Source organism: Dactylosporangium sp. NPDC051484 (genome assembly GCF_040689395.1).
Taxonomy (GTDB): domain Bacteria; phylum Actinomycetota; class Actinomycetes; order Mycobacteriales; family Micromonosporaceae; genus Dactylosporangium.
Genome location: NZ_JBFAZX010000001.1, coordinates 704,304 through 720,332 on the forward strand (window position 1 = coordinate 704,304; position 16,029 = coordinate 720,332).

Below are 16,029 nucleotides of genomic sequence, written 5' to 3' on the forward strand. Positions count from 1 at the left end.
ACGTAAGATGGCCCATCGCAACGTCACGTGACGCTCAGGTGACCGCCGGGCGCAGTTTGGCGAACGCAACGTTGTCGATGCGCGTGCCGTTCGGACCGGGCAGCCGCTCCAGCTGGACGGACTCCCGCGAGTAGCCGACCGCCTCCAGCACGCGCTGGGAGGCGACGTTGTCGACGGCGGTGCCGGCGATCATCCGGTTCATGCCGATCTCGAAGCCCCAGTCGGTCACCAGCCGGGCGGCCCGGGCGGCGTAGCCGTGCCCGCGCGCTTCCGGGACCAGGCTGTAGCCGATCATGGCCTCCCGCAGCGCGGGCTCGGCGTAGTAGAGCGCGATCTCGCCGAGGTAGGCGTCGTCGCCGGCCCGCCGGATCGTCATCTCCGCCCGCTGCCCGGCCAGCCACTTCGCGCCGGACTCGGCACATTGGCGCGTGACGGCCGCCGGGTCCATGGGCGTGCCCACGACGGAGCGGCCGCTGACCTCCGGGAGGATCCGCATGTCGTACGTCACGAGGCCGTCATCCTCGGTCAACGGCCGGAGGACCACGACGCCGTCGGTGAGCCGGCCGCCCGGCAGGTCGGGCAGCAGCCGGGGGCTCGGGCCGGGCGGGTCGTCCACCAGCCGTGCCCACACCACCGTGTCGAACCGGCTCCCGTCCCGGTTTCGCGAGGCGCCGCGCGCGATGCCCTCGCGGACGAACCCGGCCGCGATCGCCACCCGCTGGCTGGCGATGTTGGACAGCGCCGTCTGGAGGTGCAACCGCCGGAAATCGCTTTCGAACAGCTGCGCGCTGAGCAGCTCCACCGCGGTCGTGGCCACCCGCCGGCCACGGGCCGCCGGCATGACCCAATAGCCGATCTCGGCGCCGCCGTCGCGACCCGGCGTGTAGCCGATCGCGGCGAGCACCTCGTCGGTGTCCGTGTCGACGACCGCGCGTGCGGTTTCGCCGTTGCCGATGTAGGCGAGCGCGTCCGAGCGGGTGTAGGGGTCCGGGAGCAGCGGGAGGTGCCGCCGCGTCAACGGGTCGTTGCATGCCTCGACGACGGCGTCGGCGTCGGCCTCGCGCCACGGGCGCAGGGTCACGTTCACCGCAGGCCACCCGGCAGCAGCGTGTCTCCCGGCAGCAGCGTGGCGACCCAGCCGTCGAGCCGCTGACCGCGCTGCACGCAGCTGTCGCGCTGCACGCCCTCCACCACGAAACCCACCTTCTCCGCCACCCGGCGGGACGCCTCATTGCCGACGTGGGCGCGCCACACGATACGGCCCAGCGCGAGGCGCTCGAAGCCGTAGGCGCATGCCGCGCGGACCGCCTCCGTGGTGTAGCCCTTCCCACGCGCCCAGGGCGCCGCGGAGTACCCGACCTCCGCGGTGGCCGGGTCGGTCGGGCTGATGCGCAGGTCGACGGTGCCGGAGAACCGGTCGTCGCCGTCGGCGAACGCGAAGCCGGCGCCGGCACCGCGCAGCCACATGGCCGGAAACGCGGAGCGGATGAAGTCCAGGCCCTGCGCCGGCCGGTAGGCCAGCGGGATCGAGGTCCATTCCACCGTGCCGGGGTCGCGGAAGGTGGTCACGAGGTCGTCGAGGTCGCTCACGCGCAGGGCGCGCAGTGTGCACGGACCGGCCGGAAGACGCTCTGGCGGACGGCCGAACGCCTGAGCGCGCAGCGCGCCCGGGGCGCCGGGCGCGACCCAGGCCGGCGGCGTGTCGCTGACCTCGCCGGGCAGCAGGACGCCGTGCCAGCTGTCGACGAAACCGCCGGACCTCGCGGGCAGGCCGGCACGGATCACGCCGTCGAACGTGAAGCCGATGCGCTCGGCGCTCAGCCGGGACGAGTGGTTGCCGACCTCGGCCCGCCAGATCAGCCGGCGCAGTCCGAGCACCTCGAAGGCCCAGTGCGCCACCGCCCGCCCGGCCCGCTCGGCGACCCGCCGGCCCCGGGCCCAGGGCGCCACCCAGGTGCCGAGCTCCGCGTTACGGTTGGGCAGATCGAGAGTGACCAGCCCGGCCGAGGCGAGCAGCTCACCCGTGCGGGCGTCGAAGACCCCGAGCGGCGCGGCCGTCCGGGCGGCCCACGCCGCGCGGGTGATCAGGCCCGTGTAATCCTCGGCGTGTTCGCGCAGGTAGGGGACTGGGACCATGGTCCAGCGCTGGATCAGCGGGTCCTGGCAGGCGCGGAACACGTCCTCGGCGTCGTCCGGCTGCCATGCACGCAGAACAAGACCATCACCGGTGGCGAGTTCGATCGGCTCCATGAACGCCGATCCTGCCGCAAAGGTCCGCGTCAGGAGGCGTCAGCAGACGGATATTTCCGCGGTACGTCGGGAGATATGTCCGATTTTTGCCCTTGCTGTCCGTAGAGTAGGCGGGCGGGGGCGGCGAGTTTGTCGGACAGCCGCCTACGATGGGTCGCAGACGTTTGAGGGAGCGCTGACCCGTGTCGATTTTCGAGAAGATCCTCCGCGCCGGCGAGGGCCGGATGGTGCGCAAGTTGAAGGCCGTCGCCGACGCCGTCAACTCGCTGGAGGCCGAGTATGCCGACCTGACCGACGAAGAGCTCGCCGGCATGACCGAGCAGTTCAAGGAGCGGATCGCCGACGGTCAGACCCTGGACGACATCTTGCCAGAGGCCTTCGCGGTGGCCCGGGAGGCTGCCTCGCGGGTGCTCGGGCAACGGCACTACGACGTGCAGATCATGGGCGGCGCGGCCCTGCACTACGGCAACATCGCCGAGATGAAGACCGGTGAGGGCAAGACCCTCACCTGCGTGCTCCCGGCATACCTCAACGCGCTGTCCGGCAAGGGCGTGCACGTTGTCACCACCAACGACTACCTCGCACAGCGCGACGCGGAGTGGATGGGGCGCGTCCACCGCTTCCTCGGCCTCACCGTCGGGACGGTGCTGCCCAACCAGCCCTCCAGCGCGCACAAGGCGGCGTATGACTGCGACATCACCTACGGCACGAACAACGAGTTCGGCTTCGACTACCTGCGCGACAACATGGCCTGGTCGCGCGACGAGCTCGTGCAGCGCGGCCACAACTTCGCGATCGTGGACGAGGTCGACTCGATCCTCATCGACGAGGCGCGGACCCCGCTGATCATCGCGGGCCCGGCCGAGCAGTCCGCCCGGTGGTATCAGGAGTTCGCCCGCGTGGTCAGCCGCCTCAAGCGCGGCAAGGAGGGCGAGGCCGACTACGACGTCGACGAGTCCAAGCGCACCATCTCGGTCACCGAGCGCGGCGTCGCGAAGGTCGAGGACCAGCTCGGCATCGAAAACCTGTACGAGTCGGTGAACACCCCGCTGGTCGGATACCTGAACAACGCGATCAAGGCCAAGGAGCTCTACAAGCGCGACAAGGACTACGTCGTCAACGAGGGCGAGGTCCTCATCGTCGACGAGTTCACCGGCCGCATCCTGCACGGCCGGCGGTACAACGAGGGTATGCACCAGGCCATCGAGGCCAAAGAGGGCGTGGAGATCAAGCAGGAGAACCAGACCCTCGCCTCGATCACGCTGCAGAACTTCTTCCGGCTGTACGGCAAGCTCTCCGGCATGACCGGCACGGCGCAGACCGAGGCGGCGGAGTTCAACAAGGTCTACAACGTCGGCGTGGTCTCGATCCCGACCCACCGCTCGATGATCCGCCTCGACCACCCCGACGTGATCTACAAGACCGAGAAGGCGAAGTACAACGCCGTCGTCGACGACATCGTCGAGCGGCACGCCCTCGGCCAGCCGATCCTCGTCGGCACCGTCTCCGTCGAGAAGTCGGAGCTGCTCTCCCAGCTGCTGCGCCGCCGCGGCGTCGCGCACGCCGTGCTCAACGCGAAGTTCCACGCCAGAGAGGCCGAGATCGTCGCGCAGGCCGGGCGCAGGGGAGCCGTGACGGTCGCCACCAACATGGCCGGCCGTGGCACCGACATCCTGCTCGGTGGCAACGCCGAATACCTGGCCAACGCCGAGCTGCGCCAGCGCGGGATCACCGAGGAGGAGAACCCGGAGGAATACGAGAAGGCTTTCGCGGAGCTCCTGCCCGAGTTCGAGAAGCTGTCCTCCGAGGAGTCGGAGGAGGTCACCGAGGCCGGCGGCCTCTACGTCCTGGGCACCGAGCGGCACGAGTCGCGCCGCATCGACAACCAGCTGCGCGGACGCTCCGGCCGGCAGGGCGACCCGGGCGAGTCCCGCTTCTACCTGTCGCTGCAGGACGAGCTCATGCGCCGCTTCCGGGCCAGTGCGGTCGAGGCCGTGATGGACCGGTTCAACATCCCCGAGGACGTGCCGATCGAGTCGAAGATGGTCACGCGCCAGATCAAGAGCGCGCAGACCCAGATCGAGGCGCAGAACGCGGAGATCCGCAAGAACGTTCTGAAGTACGACGAGGTCCTCAACAAGCAGCGCAAGGTCATCTACGCCGAGCGCAAGCGGGTGCTCGACGGCGAGGACCTCGGCGACCAGGTCCGCAACATGGTCGACAGCGTCGTCGGCGCCTACGTCGTCGGTGCCACCTCCCTCGGCGAGACGTCCGAGGACTGGGAGCTCGAGAAGCTGTGGACCAACCTCAAGCAGCTCTACCCCGTCGGCGTCACGATCGAGGACCTCGAGGAGGAGGGCGGCGGCCAGCTCGACCCCGAGTTCCTGCGTGTCCAGCTCATCGAGGACGCCCACGCCGCCTACGACCGCCGCGAGGAAGAACTCGGCGCCGAGGCTGTCCGCGAGCTCGAGCGGCAGGTCCTGCTCAACGTCATCGACCGCAAGTGGCGCGAGCACCTCTACGAGATGGACTACCTGCAGGAGGGCATCACCCTGCGGGCCTACGCGCAGCGCGACCCGGTGGTCGAGTATCAGCGCGAGGGCTTCGACATGTTCCAGCAGATGCAGGAGGGCATCAAGGAGGAGGCCGTCGGCTTCCTGTTCAACCTTGAGGTCCACGTCGAGGAGGCCGCCGCCGCCGAGGTCGAGGCCGACGACGAGGTGGACGGCGACGCAGCTCCGGCTGTCCCGCTGCCGGAGCCACACGTGGAGATCCGCGCCAAGGGCCTCGGCGGCAACCGGGCGCCTCGCGCACTGCAGTATTCTGCCCCCGCCATCGACGGCGCCGCAGGCGAGGCCGGCGTGGTGATCGAGCAGGAACAGGCGCCGGCTCTGGGCATCGGCGGCAGCGGCCCAAACGGCTCGAAGCCGTCCCCCGGCACCGCGCGCCGCTCGGGCCCCCCGGCCCCGGACACGGGCGCCCGCAAGCCGTCCCCGGGCCAGGCAGTGGCAAGCAACGGCCCGTCCCGTAACGCCCCGTGCCCGTGCGGCTCGGGCAAGAAGTACAAGCGCTGCCACGGCGCCCCGGGCGGTCCCGCCTGACGCCAGGCATAATGCGAAAGGGCGGGCAGCGCCGAAGGCGGCCCGCCCTTTCGCTTGCGCTGGGTCTGAAGGTTTGCGGCGATACGCACGTCTTTCCGCCCTGAGGAACGTCGACTGCGGCGCTCGTGGTCACCGCGCGTGACCGCCGCGCCGGCTGGGCGCCGGCTGGGCGCCGGACGTGCGCAGGATGCGCGGCGGATAGGCGCCGGAGGCGCGGCGGGCCGATGGGCGGTCCGGACGACTGCATCCGGACGCGGTGTTTGGGCGGCTGCCGCAATCCCCGTGCTCATAGCCGTGGCATCGGGCGATCTGGGGCCGGGGCGTGTCCGGCCGCGGGGTGCTGGAGAGACGAGGTGGGGGAGGGGCGGCCGTCGCGGTCCGGGCCCAAGCAGACCGCGACGGCCGCGCTGTGGCGGTGGGGTGGTGCCCAGTGCGCCCGCTGGCTTCGTCGCGACCGAGCGCACCGGGGGCAACGTGCGGTGGGTGGCGGCCATCGCGCCCCGGCACGTGAGGGCGCGATGGCCGCCGCGGAGGTGGTTCCCGGCCCACCGAATCCGGGACGCCGAACCTCCGGGGGACCGCCGCTCGCGCCGTCCCTCCCCGAGCGCGAGCGGCGGAAGCAGCCGCAGTGGTGAAGCCGTCCGCCCCGGGCTCTACGTCCGGGACCGGGCCGGTCGAGCGTCCTGCCCGCGTCCGGAACCGTCCCGTCCCGTGACTAAGGCGGAGCCTGCGCCGTGGCCAGGACCGGGCGGGTGGGCCGTCCCGCCCCGTGACCGGGACGGCCGCCGCCTTGCCGCGCGGGCTACAGGACCTGGACCACGGTGCACATCCAGCCGAGCACGCCGACGCCCGGGCGCGTGGTGCGTTCGAGGCGGATCGCCATTGCCCACGTGGCGTCGCCGTGCTCCAGGACGACCGCGGCCTCGGCGACGCCGGCGAGTGGCTCGGACAGGAGCAGGCGGCGGGCGCGGACCAAGTGGCCGTGGCGGGCGGCCTGGCCGGGGGTCATGCGGACGCGGACCGTGCGGCGCAGGATCTGGTCGCTGATGTCGGCGAAGCGCTGCGGGTGGCTCATCGGGCGGAGCTGGCTCGCCGGGCGGTAGCCGTTGAGGATCTCGACGCACAGGCCGACGAACCGCTGGGCCGCGGCGTAGGCGCTCGTGCGCGGGCCCGGCGGCGTGGGCGCCTGACGGGGACGGCGCGGCTGGGGTGCGCGGGACAGGGGTGGAGCGCCCGGCCACTCGAGCGGCAACTGGTCCATGTCGAGGGCCGGCTCGGCGGCCGGCTCGCCGGCCTGCTCCGGGGGCGGGTCCAGGGGCGGGGGCATGCGCAGCACGACCGCTGGGCCGGACGGGGCCCGGCGGGCGCGGGCCCGGGCGCCACGGCGTGGACGCTGCTCGACGGTCACCGTCATGGAATTGTCCCCCGATCCTTGCGTTTGCTTTCGATTGCCTCCTAATCCGTTGTATCGAGGGCGTGCGATGGCGTCAAGAACTCGCGTTTGCTTACGTTGGCCTATGTCCGGTTAGGACCATAGGTCGTTTCGTGCGGGTGGCACTCCGCAGTCGGCCCACACCGGAGAGGAGTCAGAGAACCGGAAAAATCAGGAGAAGTCCGTATCGTCCCGCTCGACCAGCGGGTTGCTGCGCACCCACTCCGCCGTCTCGGCGTACTTGCGCTCGATGTACTCCTCGAGCTTGCTCCGCTCGATACGCCACTGGCCGCGGCCGCCCACCTTGATCGCGGGCAGCTCCCCGCTGCGCACCATGTGGTACACCTGCGAGGTCGACACGTTCAACTGCTCGGCGACGTCCGCCATGAGCAGGAATCGCGGCTCCATCCCCTCAGTTTGCCATCGTTCGCTTCCTACCGGTTACGACGGCACCCGGGCGCGTCCAATGTCCTCGACACGCCCGGGCATGCGTGTCGAAAGCCGGGCAAGGGTGTAGTACAGGGAGCGTGACGACCGACCTCACCCGTGTGTACCTGCCCGCGACCCTGTCCCAGCTCGCCGTACTGCGGGAGAGCGGCGAGCTGCCGCCACCGGCCGAGGCGCACGCGGTCACGCCGGCACTACGCGAGTGGTACGCGGAGGGCGACGAGGAGGAGCTGGAGTACGTCGCCTTCACCCGGGCCGCGCAGAGCGCCCTGCGGCTGCTGCGCCACGACGCCAAGGCGCCCCGCCGCCGGGTGGTGCTCTCGGCCGATCTGCCGGAGACGGCCGTGAAGATGAACGGCCTGGAGCTCGGCGCGAGCCTGGTCGAGATCTCCGGCCGGATCGCGCTGCGGGTCGTCGCGGCGATCCACGTCGACGGACAGGAGGCCGAGGCGGACGTCACGGCGGCTGCGGACGTGGTCGAGGAGGCGGAGGCCGGCGACTCCGACGCCCAGTTCACGGTGGACGGGGCGGAGGACCACGAGCTGGAGTGGTATGACCCGTCCGAGCTCGATCAGCTCGTCAGCTAGCGCGCTTCAGCGTCCGGCCGACCAGGACCATCGCCAGAAACGCGCCCGCGAAGACCAAGATCAGTCCGTGGTTGACCTGCTCCGGCAACCGGCTGGCGATGATCGCGGCGTCGAACTCGCTCTCCTTCGCGACCGCGTGCGACAGCGGCAGCCCGCCGATCCACCCGACCAGCGCCGCGCCGAGCGTGAGCAGCCCAGGCAGCGCGCCGGCCAGCGGATACGCGGGCCACGGCAGCGCGAGGCCGGTGCGGCGCAGGTAGAGGAAGGCCGTGATGCCGGCGGCCACGCCGCTGACGATCGACGTGGTCATCTGGAGCCGGTAGGAGGCGTCGGCCATGCTGCCGACCGTTTCCTGGTTGCCGAACAGGTTGACGACGTCGTTCTGGAAGTACGCCACGAGCAGCCCGATGCCGGAGGCCGTCACGCCGGCCGCCGCGCCCGCCGCGACCGCGCTGATCGGGCGCACCGCGGCGACCAGGCCACCGAGCACGCCGGCGACCGCCACCGTGGCAGCGACGTAGGCGACCGACGGCCCCTTGTGGTAGGCCGCGATCATTCCGCCCATCGCGAGCAGCCCGACCGGCAGCCCGCCGAGGCCGCCGTGCAGCAGCCGCCCGCGCACCCCCGCCTCGGCGGCGAACCGGCCGACGGCCAGCACGCCGACCGCGCTCCCGGCGATCAGGGTCGGGGCCACCACGCCCGGCAGGACCAGCGCGGCGACCGCGGCGCCGGGCACGTGTCCCAGCGCCGAGAAGAGGGTCAGGAACAGCAGCACGAGCGCGAACCCGGCCACGAACACGGCGCGCCCCGGACGCCAGGTATTCACGGTCGGCTCAACCACCTCAGCACGCTTCGCACCCACGATGAGCAGCGTACGCGAGCCGCCGGGCCCGCCCGCCGCCCGTGCGAGTATGGAGAAGACCTCGCCAACGCTGCCGAGATGACATGGGAGACCCTCATGGATGCCTTGTTCGACGTGCCGGTGCCCAACAACGAGCCCGTGCACGGATACGCCCCCGGGACCCCCCAACGGGCAAGCCTGCAGCGCCGCCTCGCCGAGCTGGCGGCCGAGCGGCACGACCTGACCATGACGATCGACGGCGAGCGGCGCATGGCCGCCGGCGCGCCGATCGAGGTGGTCCAACCGCACCGCCACCGCCATGTGCTGGGCGTCACGCACAACGCCACCACCGACGACGCCGCCCTGGCGGTCGACGCGGCCAAGCAGGCCGCGCCCGCCTGGCGCGACCTGCCCTACACGGAGCGCGCCGCGGTGTTCCTGCGCGCCGCCGACCTGCTCAGCGGCCCCTGGCGGGACACCCTCAACGCCGCGACCATGCTGGGCCAGTCGAAGACCGCCATCCAGGCGGAGATCGATTCGGCCTGCGAGCTCATCGACTTCCTGCGTTTCAACGTGTACTTCGGGCAGAAGATCCTCGAGGATCAGCCGTTCTCGTCGCCAGGGGTGTGGAACCGCTTCGACCACCGCCCGCTAGAGGGCTTCGTCTACGCGATCACCCCGTTCAACTTCACCGCGATCGCCGGCAACCTGCCCGCGGCCCCGGCCCTGATGGGCAACACGGTGCTGTGGAAGCCCTCGCCGACGCAGCAGCTGGCGGCGCACTACACGATGCGGCTGTTCGAGGCCGCCGGGCTGCCACCCGGCGTGATCAACCTGGTCACCGGCGACGGGCTGGCCGTCTCCGAGGTCGCACTCGCCGACCCCGACCTGGCAGGCATCCACTTCACCGGCTCGACCGCGGTGTTCCGCACGCTCAACCGGGCCGTCGCCGAGAACGTGTATCGCTCCTACCCGCGGGTCGTGGGCGAGACCGGCGGCAAGGACTTCGTGATCGCGCACCCGTCGGCCGATCCAGCGGCGCTGAGCACGGCCCTGATCCGGGGCGCGTTCGAGTACCAGGGCCAGAAGTGCTCAGCCGCCTCACGGGCCTACGTGCCGGCGAGCCTCTGGGCGCGGATCAGGGACGAGCTCGCAGCCACCGCCGATTCGCTCGCGTACGGCGACGTCACCGACTTCACGAACTTCGGCGGCGCGGTCATCGACCGCCGCTCGTTCGACCGCAACGCCGCGGCGCTCGACCGGATCAAGAACTCGCCGGCCTGCACGGTCGTCGCCGGGGGCACCACCGACGACTCCGAAGGATTCTTCGTGCGCCCCACGATCGTGGAGTGCACCGACCCCGGCCACGAGGTGTTCACGACGGAGTACTTCGGGCCGATCCTCGCGGTCCACGTCTTCGCCGACGGCGACTTCGACGCGGTCGTCGAGCAGGCCGAGTCGGTCGCGCCCTATGCGCTGACCGGCTCGATCTTCGCCACCGACCGCGCGGCCATCGAGCGCGCCGCGCACGCGCTGCGCTTCGCGGCCGGCAACTTCTACATCAACGACAAACCGACCGGAGCCGTGGTCGGCCAGCAGCCCTTCGGTGGCGCCCGCGCGTCGGGCACCAACGACAAGGCCGGCTCCTGGCACAACCTGCTGCGCTGGACATCGCCGCGGACGATCAAGGAGACGTTCGTACCGCCGACCGACCACCGCTACCCGCACATGGGCTGAGCCTATTCCCGCGGCCGGGCGACCGCGACGATCTTGTCGAGCGTGAAGGCGCGATCGTCGCGGCGCAGCCGGCACCAGGCCTCGATCACCGACCCGGCGAGCTCGGCGTCCTCGATCACCCGCTCGGAGGCGCGCCCGTTCGCGTCGACGTATCGGATCCAGATCGGCGTACCGTGCTCGACCGCGTCGGCGAGCAACTGTGCCTGTTCGGGGCGCAGCTGGGGCGCCCGATGCCGGATCTGCTCCAGCGGTGAGGCATTTCGCTGCATCGGTACGGCGAGTCGCCGCGCCAGCTCGCCGGGGTCCACGGTCGGCTTGGGCCGGGCACGCTGGTCGGCCGGCCGCGCGCTGACCGGCGCGGGCGCGCGCCGCAGCGTCACCCGCGGCCCGTCGCTGACCGGCCGGTAGCCCGCCGCCCGCAGCGCGGCGAGCGCGTCCGCGGCCGACTCCCGGGAGCCGGCGACCGTCGGCGCGAAGCGCTCCAGCCCGAGCGCGGCAGCCACCTCGTCAAGCAGTTCCGGGTCGTCGCTGGTCACGACGCTGCCGACCGGGCGTACCCGGAGGGGGTCCGGGGGTGGCGGCTCCGGCAGCAGCGTCCTGGCGACCTCGGCGACCGGCCGCCCGTCGGCCAGCGCGCGTCCGAGCGGGCCGACGGCGAACGTGTCCGCGGCGCTCAGCGCGCACACGCCGAGCAGCGCCGCCTCGGCCAGCACCCCCTCGACCGCCGCCGGCAGGTCCGCGACCTCCCGCGCGGTCAGTGGGGCGGTCCAGCGCACCAGCGGCGCGAGCGAATCCGCGCCGGCCACGGCGGTGTCCGGCGGCAGGTCGTGCAGGACGCGTATGACCACGCGGCGCAGCGCCTTCGCCTGGTCCGGCTCGATGAGGTCTCGCGCTGATCGACCCGGCCCAGGCGACCCGCCCCACCAGCCCGACAGCAGGCGGGCGAGGCGCGCGGCGGGCGGGGCGTCGAGCCAGTCCGGGTACGCCGTCGTCGGCTGCAGGTGAGCGCCGTCCGGGCCGAGGAGTCCCGCATGCAGTACGACATCGGCAAAATGCGCGACGAGGGCCTCGTCCAGGCCGAGCGGGCCGGCCAGCCGGGCGTGCTCGCGGGCCGCGACCCCGCCGTCGCGTTGCCGCGCCAGCGGGCGCTCGGCCGCCTCCGCCAGCAGCCCGGCCGTGTACTCCAGCAGGGCGGCGGCGGATTCGGCCGTGGCGGCGCGGATCGCGGCCCGGTCGGCGGGGACGAGCGCGGGCGCCGGCGGCACGGGCTCGAACGGCTCCTCGGGCGGGTTGCGCGCGGCGGCGTCGAGCAGCAGGTACGACGAGGTCCACAGCTCGTCGCCGGCCGGCCAGACCAGCGCACGCTGGCTCAGCACCCGCAGCGTGGCGTCGAACTCGGGGTCGTCCGGCTCGCGCCCCAGCGTCTCGGCCAGCCGGGCGCGTGGGAAGGGCGGCTCGCCCAGCCGCGCCAGCGCCTCGATCACCTGCAGTGCGGGCAGCGGCAGCGTCGCCACCACCTCGGCCACCGCGGCGCGGGCGGACAGGCGCGCGGCGAGCTGGCTGAGATCACCGGGCGCGGGCGCGGTCAGCGCGTCGGGACGGCGGCGCAGCACCTCGCCGAGCTCGTGGGCCTCGAGACCCTGCAGCCAGCGAACCAGCGCGCCTCTCGTCACGACAGTTGACCTTATAGCTCGACTCCCGTCTTTGTGCCAACGGGCCGTACGGGGGTGGGCCGCCGTGACGGCGCTCGCCTACCGTCACGGGGGAGGGGGCAACGGGGATGGCGAGGGACGGGCGATGAAGACGGTCACCGGCGCGAAGACGGTTCTCGGCAAGCGCTACCGGCTCGAGTCGGAGGTGGCCCGCGGCGCCATCGGGGCGGTCTGGCGGGCGTACGACACACAGGCGAACGAGTGGGTCGCGGTCAAGGTGCTACGCCCGGAAGCGGCCGAGGTGCCCGAGCTCAAGGACGGTTTCCTCGGCGAGGCCGAGCTCCTGGCCGCACTCGAACACCCGTCCGTGATCCGGGTCAAGAACCTGGTCACCGACAAGAACGTGCTGGCGATCGCCATGGAGCTGATCGCCGGCCCCGACCTGCGCCGACGGCTGCGTGCCGACGGCCCGCTGCCGCCCGCGGTCGCCGCCGAGGTGGTCGCGCAGATCGCCGACGCGCTCGCGTACGTGCACGCCAACGGGATCGTCCACGGCGACGTCAAGCCGGGCAACCTGCTCGTGCCGACCGACGGCGGGCCTGTGCGGCTGGCCGACTTCGGCGTGGCGCGGCGCCTCGACCGGCCCGCCGGGCCGACGCACGCCACCCCGGAGTACGTCGCGCCGGAGGTCGTCTGCGGTGGCCCGCCGAGCCCGGCCGCCGACGTCTACGCCCTCGGCGTGGTGCTCTTCGAGCTCATCTGCGGCCGCAGCCCGTACCGCGGCGGCTCACCCAACGACGTCCTGCGCCGCCACGCCGACTGCGTGCCGGTGCCGCCGCCCGGTATGCCGGCCGCGCTGTGGCCGATGATCGAGGCGTGCATGGAGATCGACCCGCGGATGCGGCCGCCGGCGGCGTCGATCGTTGGCCGGCTCCGCGTCGCCGAGGGGGCGCTCGACGGCTTCGAGCCGCTGCCCCGGCTGCCGGCTGAGGCGGTCACGTTCTGGCAGCGCTCGGCCGAGCAGACCGCACCGGTGCAGGCGCCCGTCCGGCGGGTGGACTGGGTGCCACTGCCGACCGCGCCCACCTCGCCGGCCGCCGCGTCGGCGGCGCTGATGATGGCGGTGCCGATCGGAGAGCTACCCACGGAGCCGCACGGGGTCGCCGAGCAGCCCACGCAGGTGGTTCCCAATCCTTTCGATGATCCTGGCATCGCGGATGTTTCGGACTTGCCGCTCGCTTCGGAAACGCCCGTTGTTCCGGAACCATCCGTTGTTCCGGAATCGGCGGTTGCCTCGGAGCCTCCCGCCGTGCCGGAGACGGCTGCCGTCGCGGATCCGGCGGCCGAGGCGGTGGCGGCGGGCGAGCCGCTCTGGGCCGATCCGGCGCCCGGCGAGGAGCCCGCTGGCGGCATGATCATCCCACCGCAGTGGCAGGGCTCTGCGGACGAGCCGCCGACCGTGCTGGGCCTCGACACCCCGGCGCCGGTCGCCGACGAGCCGGTCACCCAGGTGCTGGCGGCCGCGGCGCCGCCGGAGCCCTCGGCCGCGCCGGTGGCCCCGATCGAGCCGATCCGGCCGGCCGCCGAGTTTCTGGGCGAGCTGTTCGCCGAGGACTACGACGCGCCGGCCGGGGGCCCGCCCTCCGACACGGCGCGCAGGCAGCGGCGCCTGCTGGTCGCGGCCGGTGGCGGCCTGCTGCTCATCCTGGTGCTCGCGGTGGGCGGCCTGCTGCTGCCCGGCGGCGGGAAGGCCGGCGGTGACCAGAAGGTCAACGCCACCACGCCTGCGGTCCCGGCCGCCTCGGTGTCCGCCGAGGCCGTCCCGGAGGCGAGCGTCACACCTGGGGCGAGCGCCACGCCGGGGGAGTCCGCCTCGGAGCCGGGGGAGCCCGCCACGCAGGGAGCGGGTGAGAAGCCGCCGACGAGGAAGCCGACCACGGTACCGACGCCGTCCAAGACCGGCCTGCCCGGCATCGGCGACGCGAGGCCGTCGTTCCCGTCGTTTCCGGCCTTCCCCACGTTTCCGGCGTTCCCGTGATACGGCCGGTGGTCCGGCCGTCCTAACTCGACAGTCGCAGCGCGACAGTTCACAGTGGATTTCGTGAAATCCTGGACTGCGTCGTCGAAAGATGACAGCGTAGGGTCATGGCGGATTCTGGAGTCAACGCGACGGCGGCGGCCCTGCTGGGGCTGCTGCACGAGGGGCCGATGACAGGCGGCCAGTTGATGGCGGCCGCGCAGCGGCGGCTCGGGCCGTATTGGTCGATGACGCGCAGCCAGGTCTACCGTGAGCTCCCCGCGCTGGCCGACACCGGTTACGTCAAGCTCGGCAAGCCCGGCGCGCGCTCCAGCCAGCCATATGCGATCACTCCGGCGGGCAAGCGCGCGTTCGCCAGGTGGCTTGCCGAGCCCGCCGGCCGCGAGTCGCTGCGCAATCCGGTGGCCCTGCGCGTCGCGTTCGGCGCACAGCAGTCGGCGGCCCAACTGCAAGAGGTCTATGCCCAGGCGGCCGAATACCACAGCGCGGCGCTCACCGAGGCGCGTGAGATGGCCAAAGAGGCCAAGAAGTCGGGCGACGACTTCTTCTCCGCATCGCTGGAGTTCGCGGTCGGATATCACAAGGCCGCGCTGACGTGGCTCAAGAGCGCGCCGGGCAAATAGCCGTCCGCGACCCGGCGTAGTCTTGAGGCGTGACTGCTCTGGACCACGCCGAAGCTCTCAAGGACCTCGACGGCACCCTGCGCAACATAGAGGCGGTGCTCGACCTCGATCGCCTGCGCAAGGAGAAGGCCGATCTTGAGGCGGAGGCATCGGTTCCCAATCTGTGGGACGATCAGGTCGCCGCGCAGACGGTGACCTCGCGCCTGTCCTACGTCCAGGGCGAGATCGCGAAGCTCGAGCGGCTGCGGCAGCGCCTCGACGACGCCCAGGTGCTGCTCGAGCTCGCCGAGGCGGAGAGTGACTCCGGCTCGCTGAGCGAGGTCGGCGAGGAGATCGCCGGCCTGAGCAAGGCGATCGAGGAGCTCGAGGTCCGCACGCTGCTGTCCGGGGAGTATGACGCCCGGGAGGCCCTGGTGACGATCCGCGCCGGCGCCGGCGGCGTCGACGCGGCCGACTTCGCCGACATGCTCCTGCGGATGTATCTGCGGTGGGCGGAGCGCCACGGCTACGCCACCGACGTCTACGACACCTCCTACGCCGAGGAAGCGGGCATCAAGTCCGCCACGTTCGCGGTGAAGGCGCCGTATGCCTACGGGACGCTGTCGGTCGAGTCCGGCACCCACCGGCTGGTGCGCATCAGCCCGTTCGACAACCAGGGCCGGCGCCAGACGTCGTTCGCCGCGCTGGAGGTCGTGCCCGTCGTCGAGCAGACCGACGACGTGGAGATCCCCGACGATGAGCTGCGGGTCGACGTCTACCGCTCCAGCGGCCCCGGCGGCCAGGGCGTCAACACGACCGACTCGGCGGTGCGGCTGACCCACATCCCGACCGGCATCGTGGTGTCCTGCCAGAACGAGCGCTCCCAGATCCAGAACAAGGCGACCGCCATGGGCGTGCTGAAGGCCAAGCTGCTGGCGGTGAAGCGGGCCGAGGAGGCGGCGAAGATGGACGCGCTGCGCGGCGACGTGGCGGGGTCCTGGGGCGACCAGATGCGCTCGTATGTGCTGCACCCCTACCAGATGGTCAAGGACCTGCGGACCGAGCACGAGACGGGCAATCCGGTCGCGGTCTTCGACGGCGACCTCGACGCGTTCATCGACGCCGGGATCCGGTGGCGCAAGCAGCGGGAGCTCGGCACCGCCGCGTGATGATCGCTTTGGAGTGCATCAATTACTTAACGTGACGGCGGTTTCGCGGCTCAAAAAATGAGATGTACGTCACATTGGGCCGCGAATTCAAGCGCTGCCCTGCGGTTCGCGTTCCCTTCTTCGGGTCCGCGTCGCCGGCAAATCGCGTGTGACGCACCGCGTGCACTTGGCCC

At 72.0% G+C, this 16,029-nt stretch carries 12 protein-coding genes; 6 read left to right on the forward strand and 6 right to left on the reverse strand.

Going from position 1 to position 16,029, the window contains the following annotated elements; translation table 11 throughout:
- Positions 1-34: 34 nt before the first annotated feature.
- Positions 35-1,087 carry a GNAT family N-acetyltransferase gene (locus AB0367_RS03425; protein ID WP_366224529.1) on the reverse strand — a complete coding sequence of 351 codons (1,053 nt, stop codon included), beginning with the start codon at positions 1,085-1,087 and terminating at the stop codon, positions 35-37.
- Positions 1,084-2,250 carry a GNAT family N-acetyltransferase gene (locus AB0367_RS03430; RefSeq protein WP_366224530.1) on the reverse strand — a complete coding sequence of 389 codons (1,167 nt, stop codon included), beginning with the start codon at positions 2,248-2,250 and terminating at the stop codon, positions 1,084-1,086. Before AB0367_RS03430 ends, AB0367_RS03425 begins: the two co-directional genes overlap by 4 nt.
- A gap of 182 nt (positions 2,251-2,432) precedes the next feature.
- On the opposite strand from AB0367_RS03430, the gene secA reads away from it, so the two are divergent.
- A complete protein-coding gene (gene secA / locus AB0367_RS03435; protein ID WP_366224531.1) occupies positions 2,433-5,351 on the forward strand; it encodes a preprotein translocase subunit SecA in 2,919 nt (972 codons plus the stop codon).
- A gap of 802 nt (positions 5,352-6,153) precedes the next feature.
- Here the strand turns inward: secA and AB0367_RS03440 are convergent.
- Both AB0367_RS03440 and AB0367_RS03445 read right to left on the reverse strand, forming a co-directional pair.
- Positions 6,154-6,765 carry an Rv3235 family protein gene (locus tag AB0367_RS03440; RefSeq protein ID WP_366224532.1) on the reverse strand — a complete coding sequence of 204 codons (612 nt, stop codon included), beginning with the start codon at positions 6,763-6,765 and terminating at the stop codon, positions 6,154-6,156.
- 189 nt (positions 6,766-6,954) lie between these two features.
- Entirely contained in the window at positions 6,955-7,191 is a 237-nt protein-coding gene (locus AB0367_RS03445; RefSeq protein WP_366224533.1) for a helix-turn-helix domain-containing protein, read from the reverse strand.
- Between the two features lie 119 nt (positions 7,192-7,310).
- Here AB0367_RS03445 and AB0367_RS03450 point away from each other — a divergent pair, with 119 nt between their 5' ends.
- The gene (locus tag AB0367_RS03450; RefSeq protein WP_366224534.1) at positions 7,311-7,817 is read left to right on the forward strand and encodes a hypothetical protein; all 507 of its coding nucleotides are present in this window, start codon (positions 7,311-7,313) and stop codon (positions 7,815-7,817) included.
- On the opposite strand, the gene AB0367_RS03455 is transcribed toward AB0367_RS03450, so the two are convergent.
- Entirely contained in the window at positions 7,810-8,679 is an 870-nt protein-coding gene (locus AB0367_RS03455) for a hypothetical protein (protein ID WP_366224535.1), read from the reverse strand. The two genes, AB0367_RS03450 and AB0367_RS03455, sit on opposite strands and share 8 nt — an antisense overlap.
- A gap of 96 nt (positions 8,680-8,775) precedes the next feature.
- Between AB0367_RS03455 and pruA the strand changes: the two genes are divergently transcribed.
- Positions 8,776-10,395, forward strand: a complete 1,620-nt coding sequence (gene pruA / locus AB0367_RS03460; protein ID WP_366224659.1) for an L-glutamate gamma-semialdehyde dehydrogenase — start codon at positions 8,776-8,778, stop codon at positions 10,393-10,395.
- A gap of 2 nt (positions 10,396-10,397) precedes the next feature.
- Here the strand turns inward: pruA and AB0367_RS03465 are convergent, their stop codons facing one another.
- Positions 10,398-12,068, reverse strand: coding sequence for a hypothetical protein (locus AB0367_RS03465; protein ID WP_366224536.1), 1,671 nt, complete (start codon positions 12,066-12,068; stop codon positions 10,398-10,400).
- 124 nt (positions 12,069-12,192) lie between these two features.
- On the opposite strand from AB0367_RS03465, the gene AB0367_RS03470 reads away from it, so the two are divergent.
- The 3 genes from AB0367_RS03470 to prfB all read left to right on the forward strand — a co-directional run bounded on the left by AB0367_RS03470 (position 12,193) and on the right by prfB (position 15,856).
- Positions 12,193-14,085, forward strand: coding sequence for a serine/threonine-protein kinase (locus AB0367_RS03470; protein ID WP_366224537.1), 1,893 nt, complete (start codon positions 12,193-12,195; stop codon positions 14,083-14,085).
- A gap of 107 nt (positions 14,086-14,192) precedes the next feature.
- On the forward strand, positions 14,193-14,708 hold the full coding sequence (locus AB0367_RS03475; RefSeq protein WP_366224538.1) for a PadR family transcriptional regulator: 516 nt from the start codon (positions 14,193-14,195) through the stop codon (positions 14,706-14,708).
- 29 nt (positions 14,709-14,737) lie between these two features.
- Positions 14,738-15,856, forward strand: coding sequence for a peptide chain release factor 2 (prfB, locus tag AB0367_RS03480; protein ID WP_366224539.1), 1,119 nt, complete (start codon positions 14,738-14,740; stop codon positions 15,854-15,856).
- Positions 15,857-16,029: the final 173 nt, after the last annotated feature.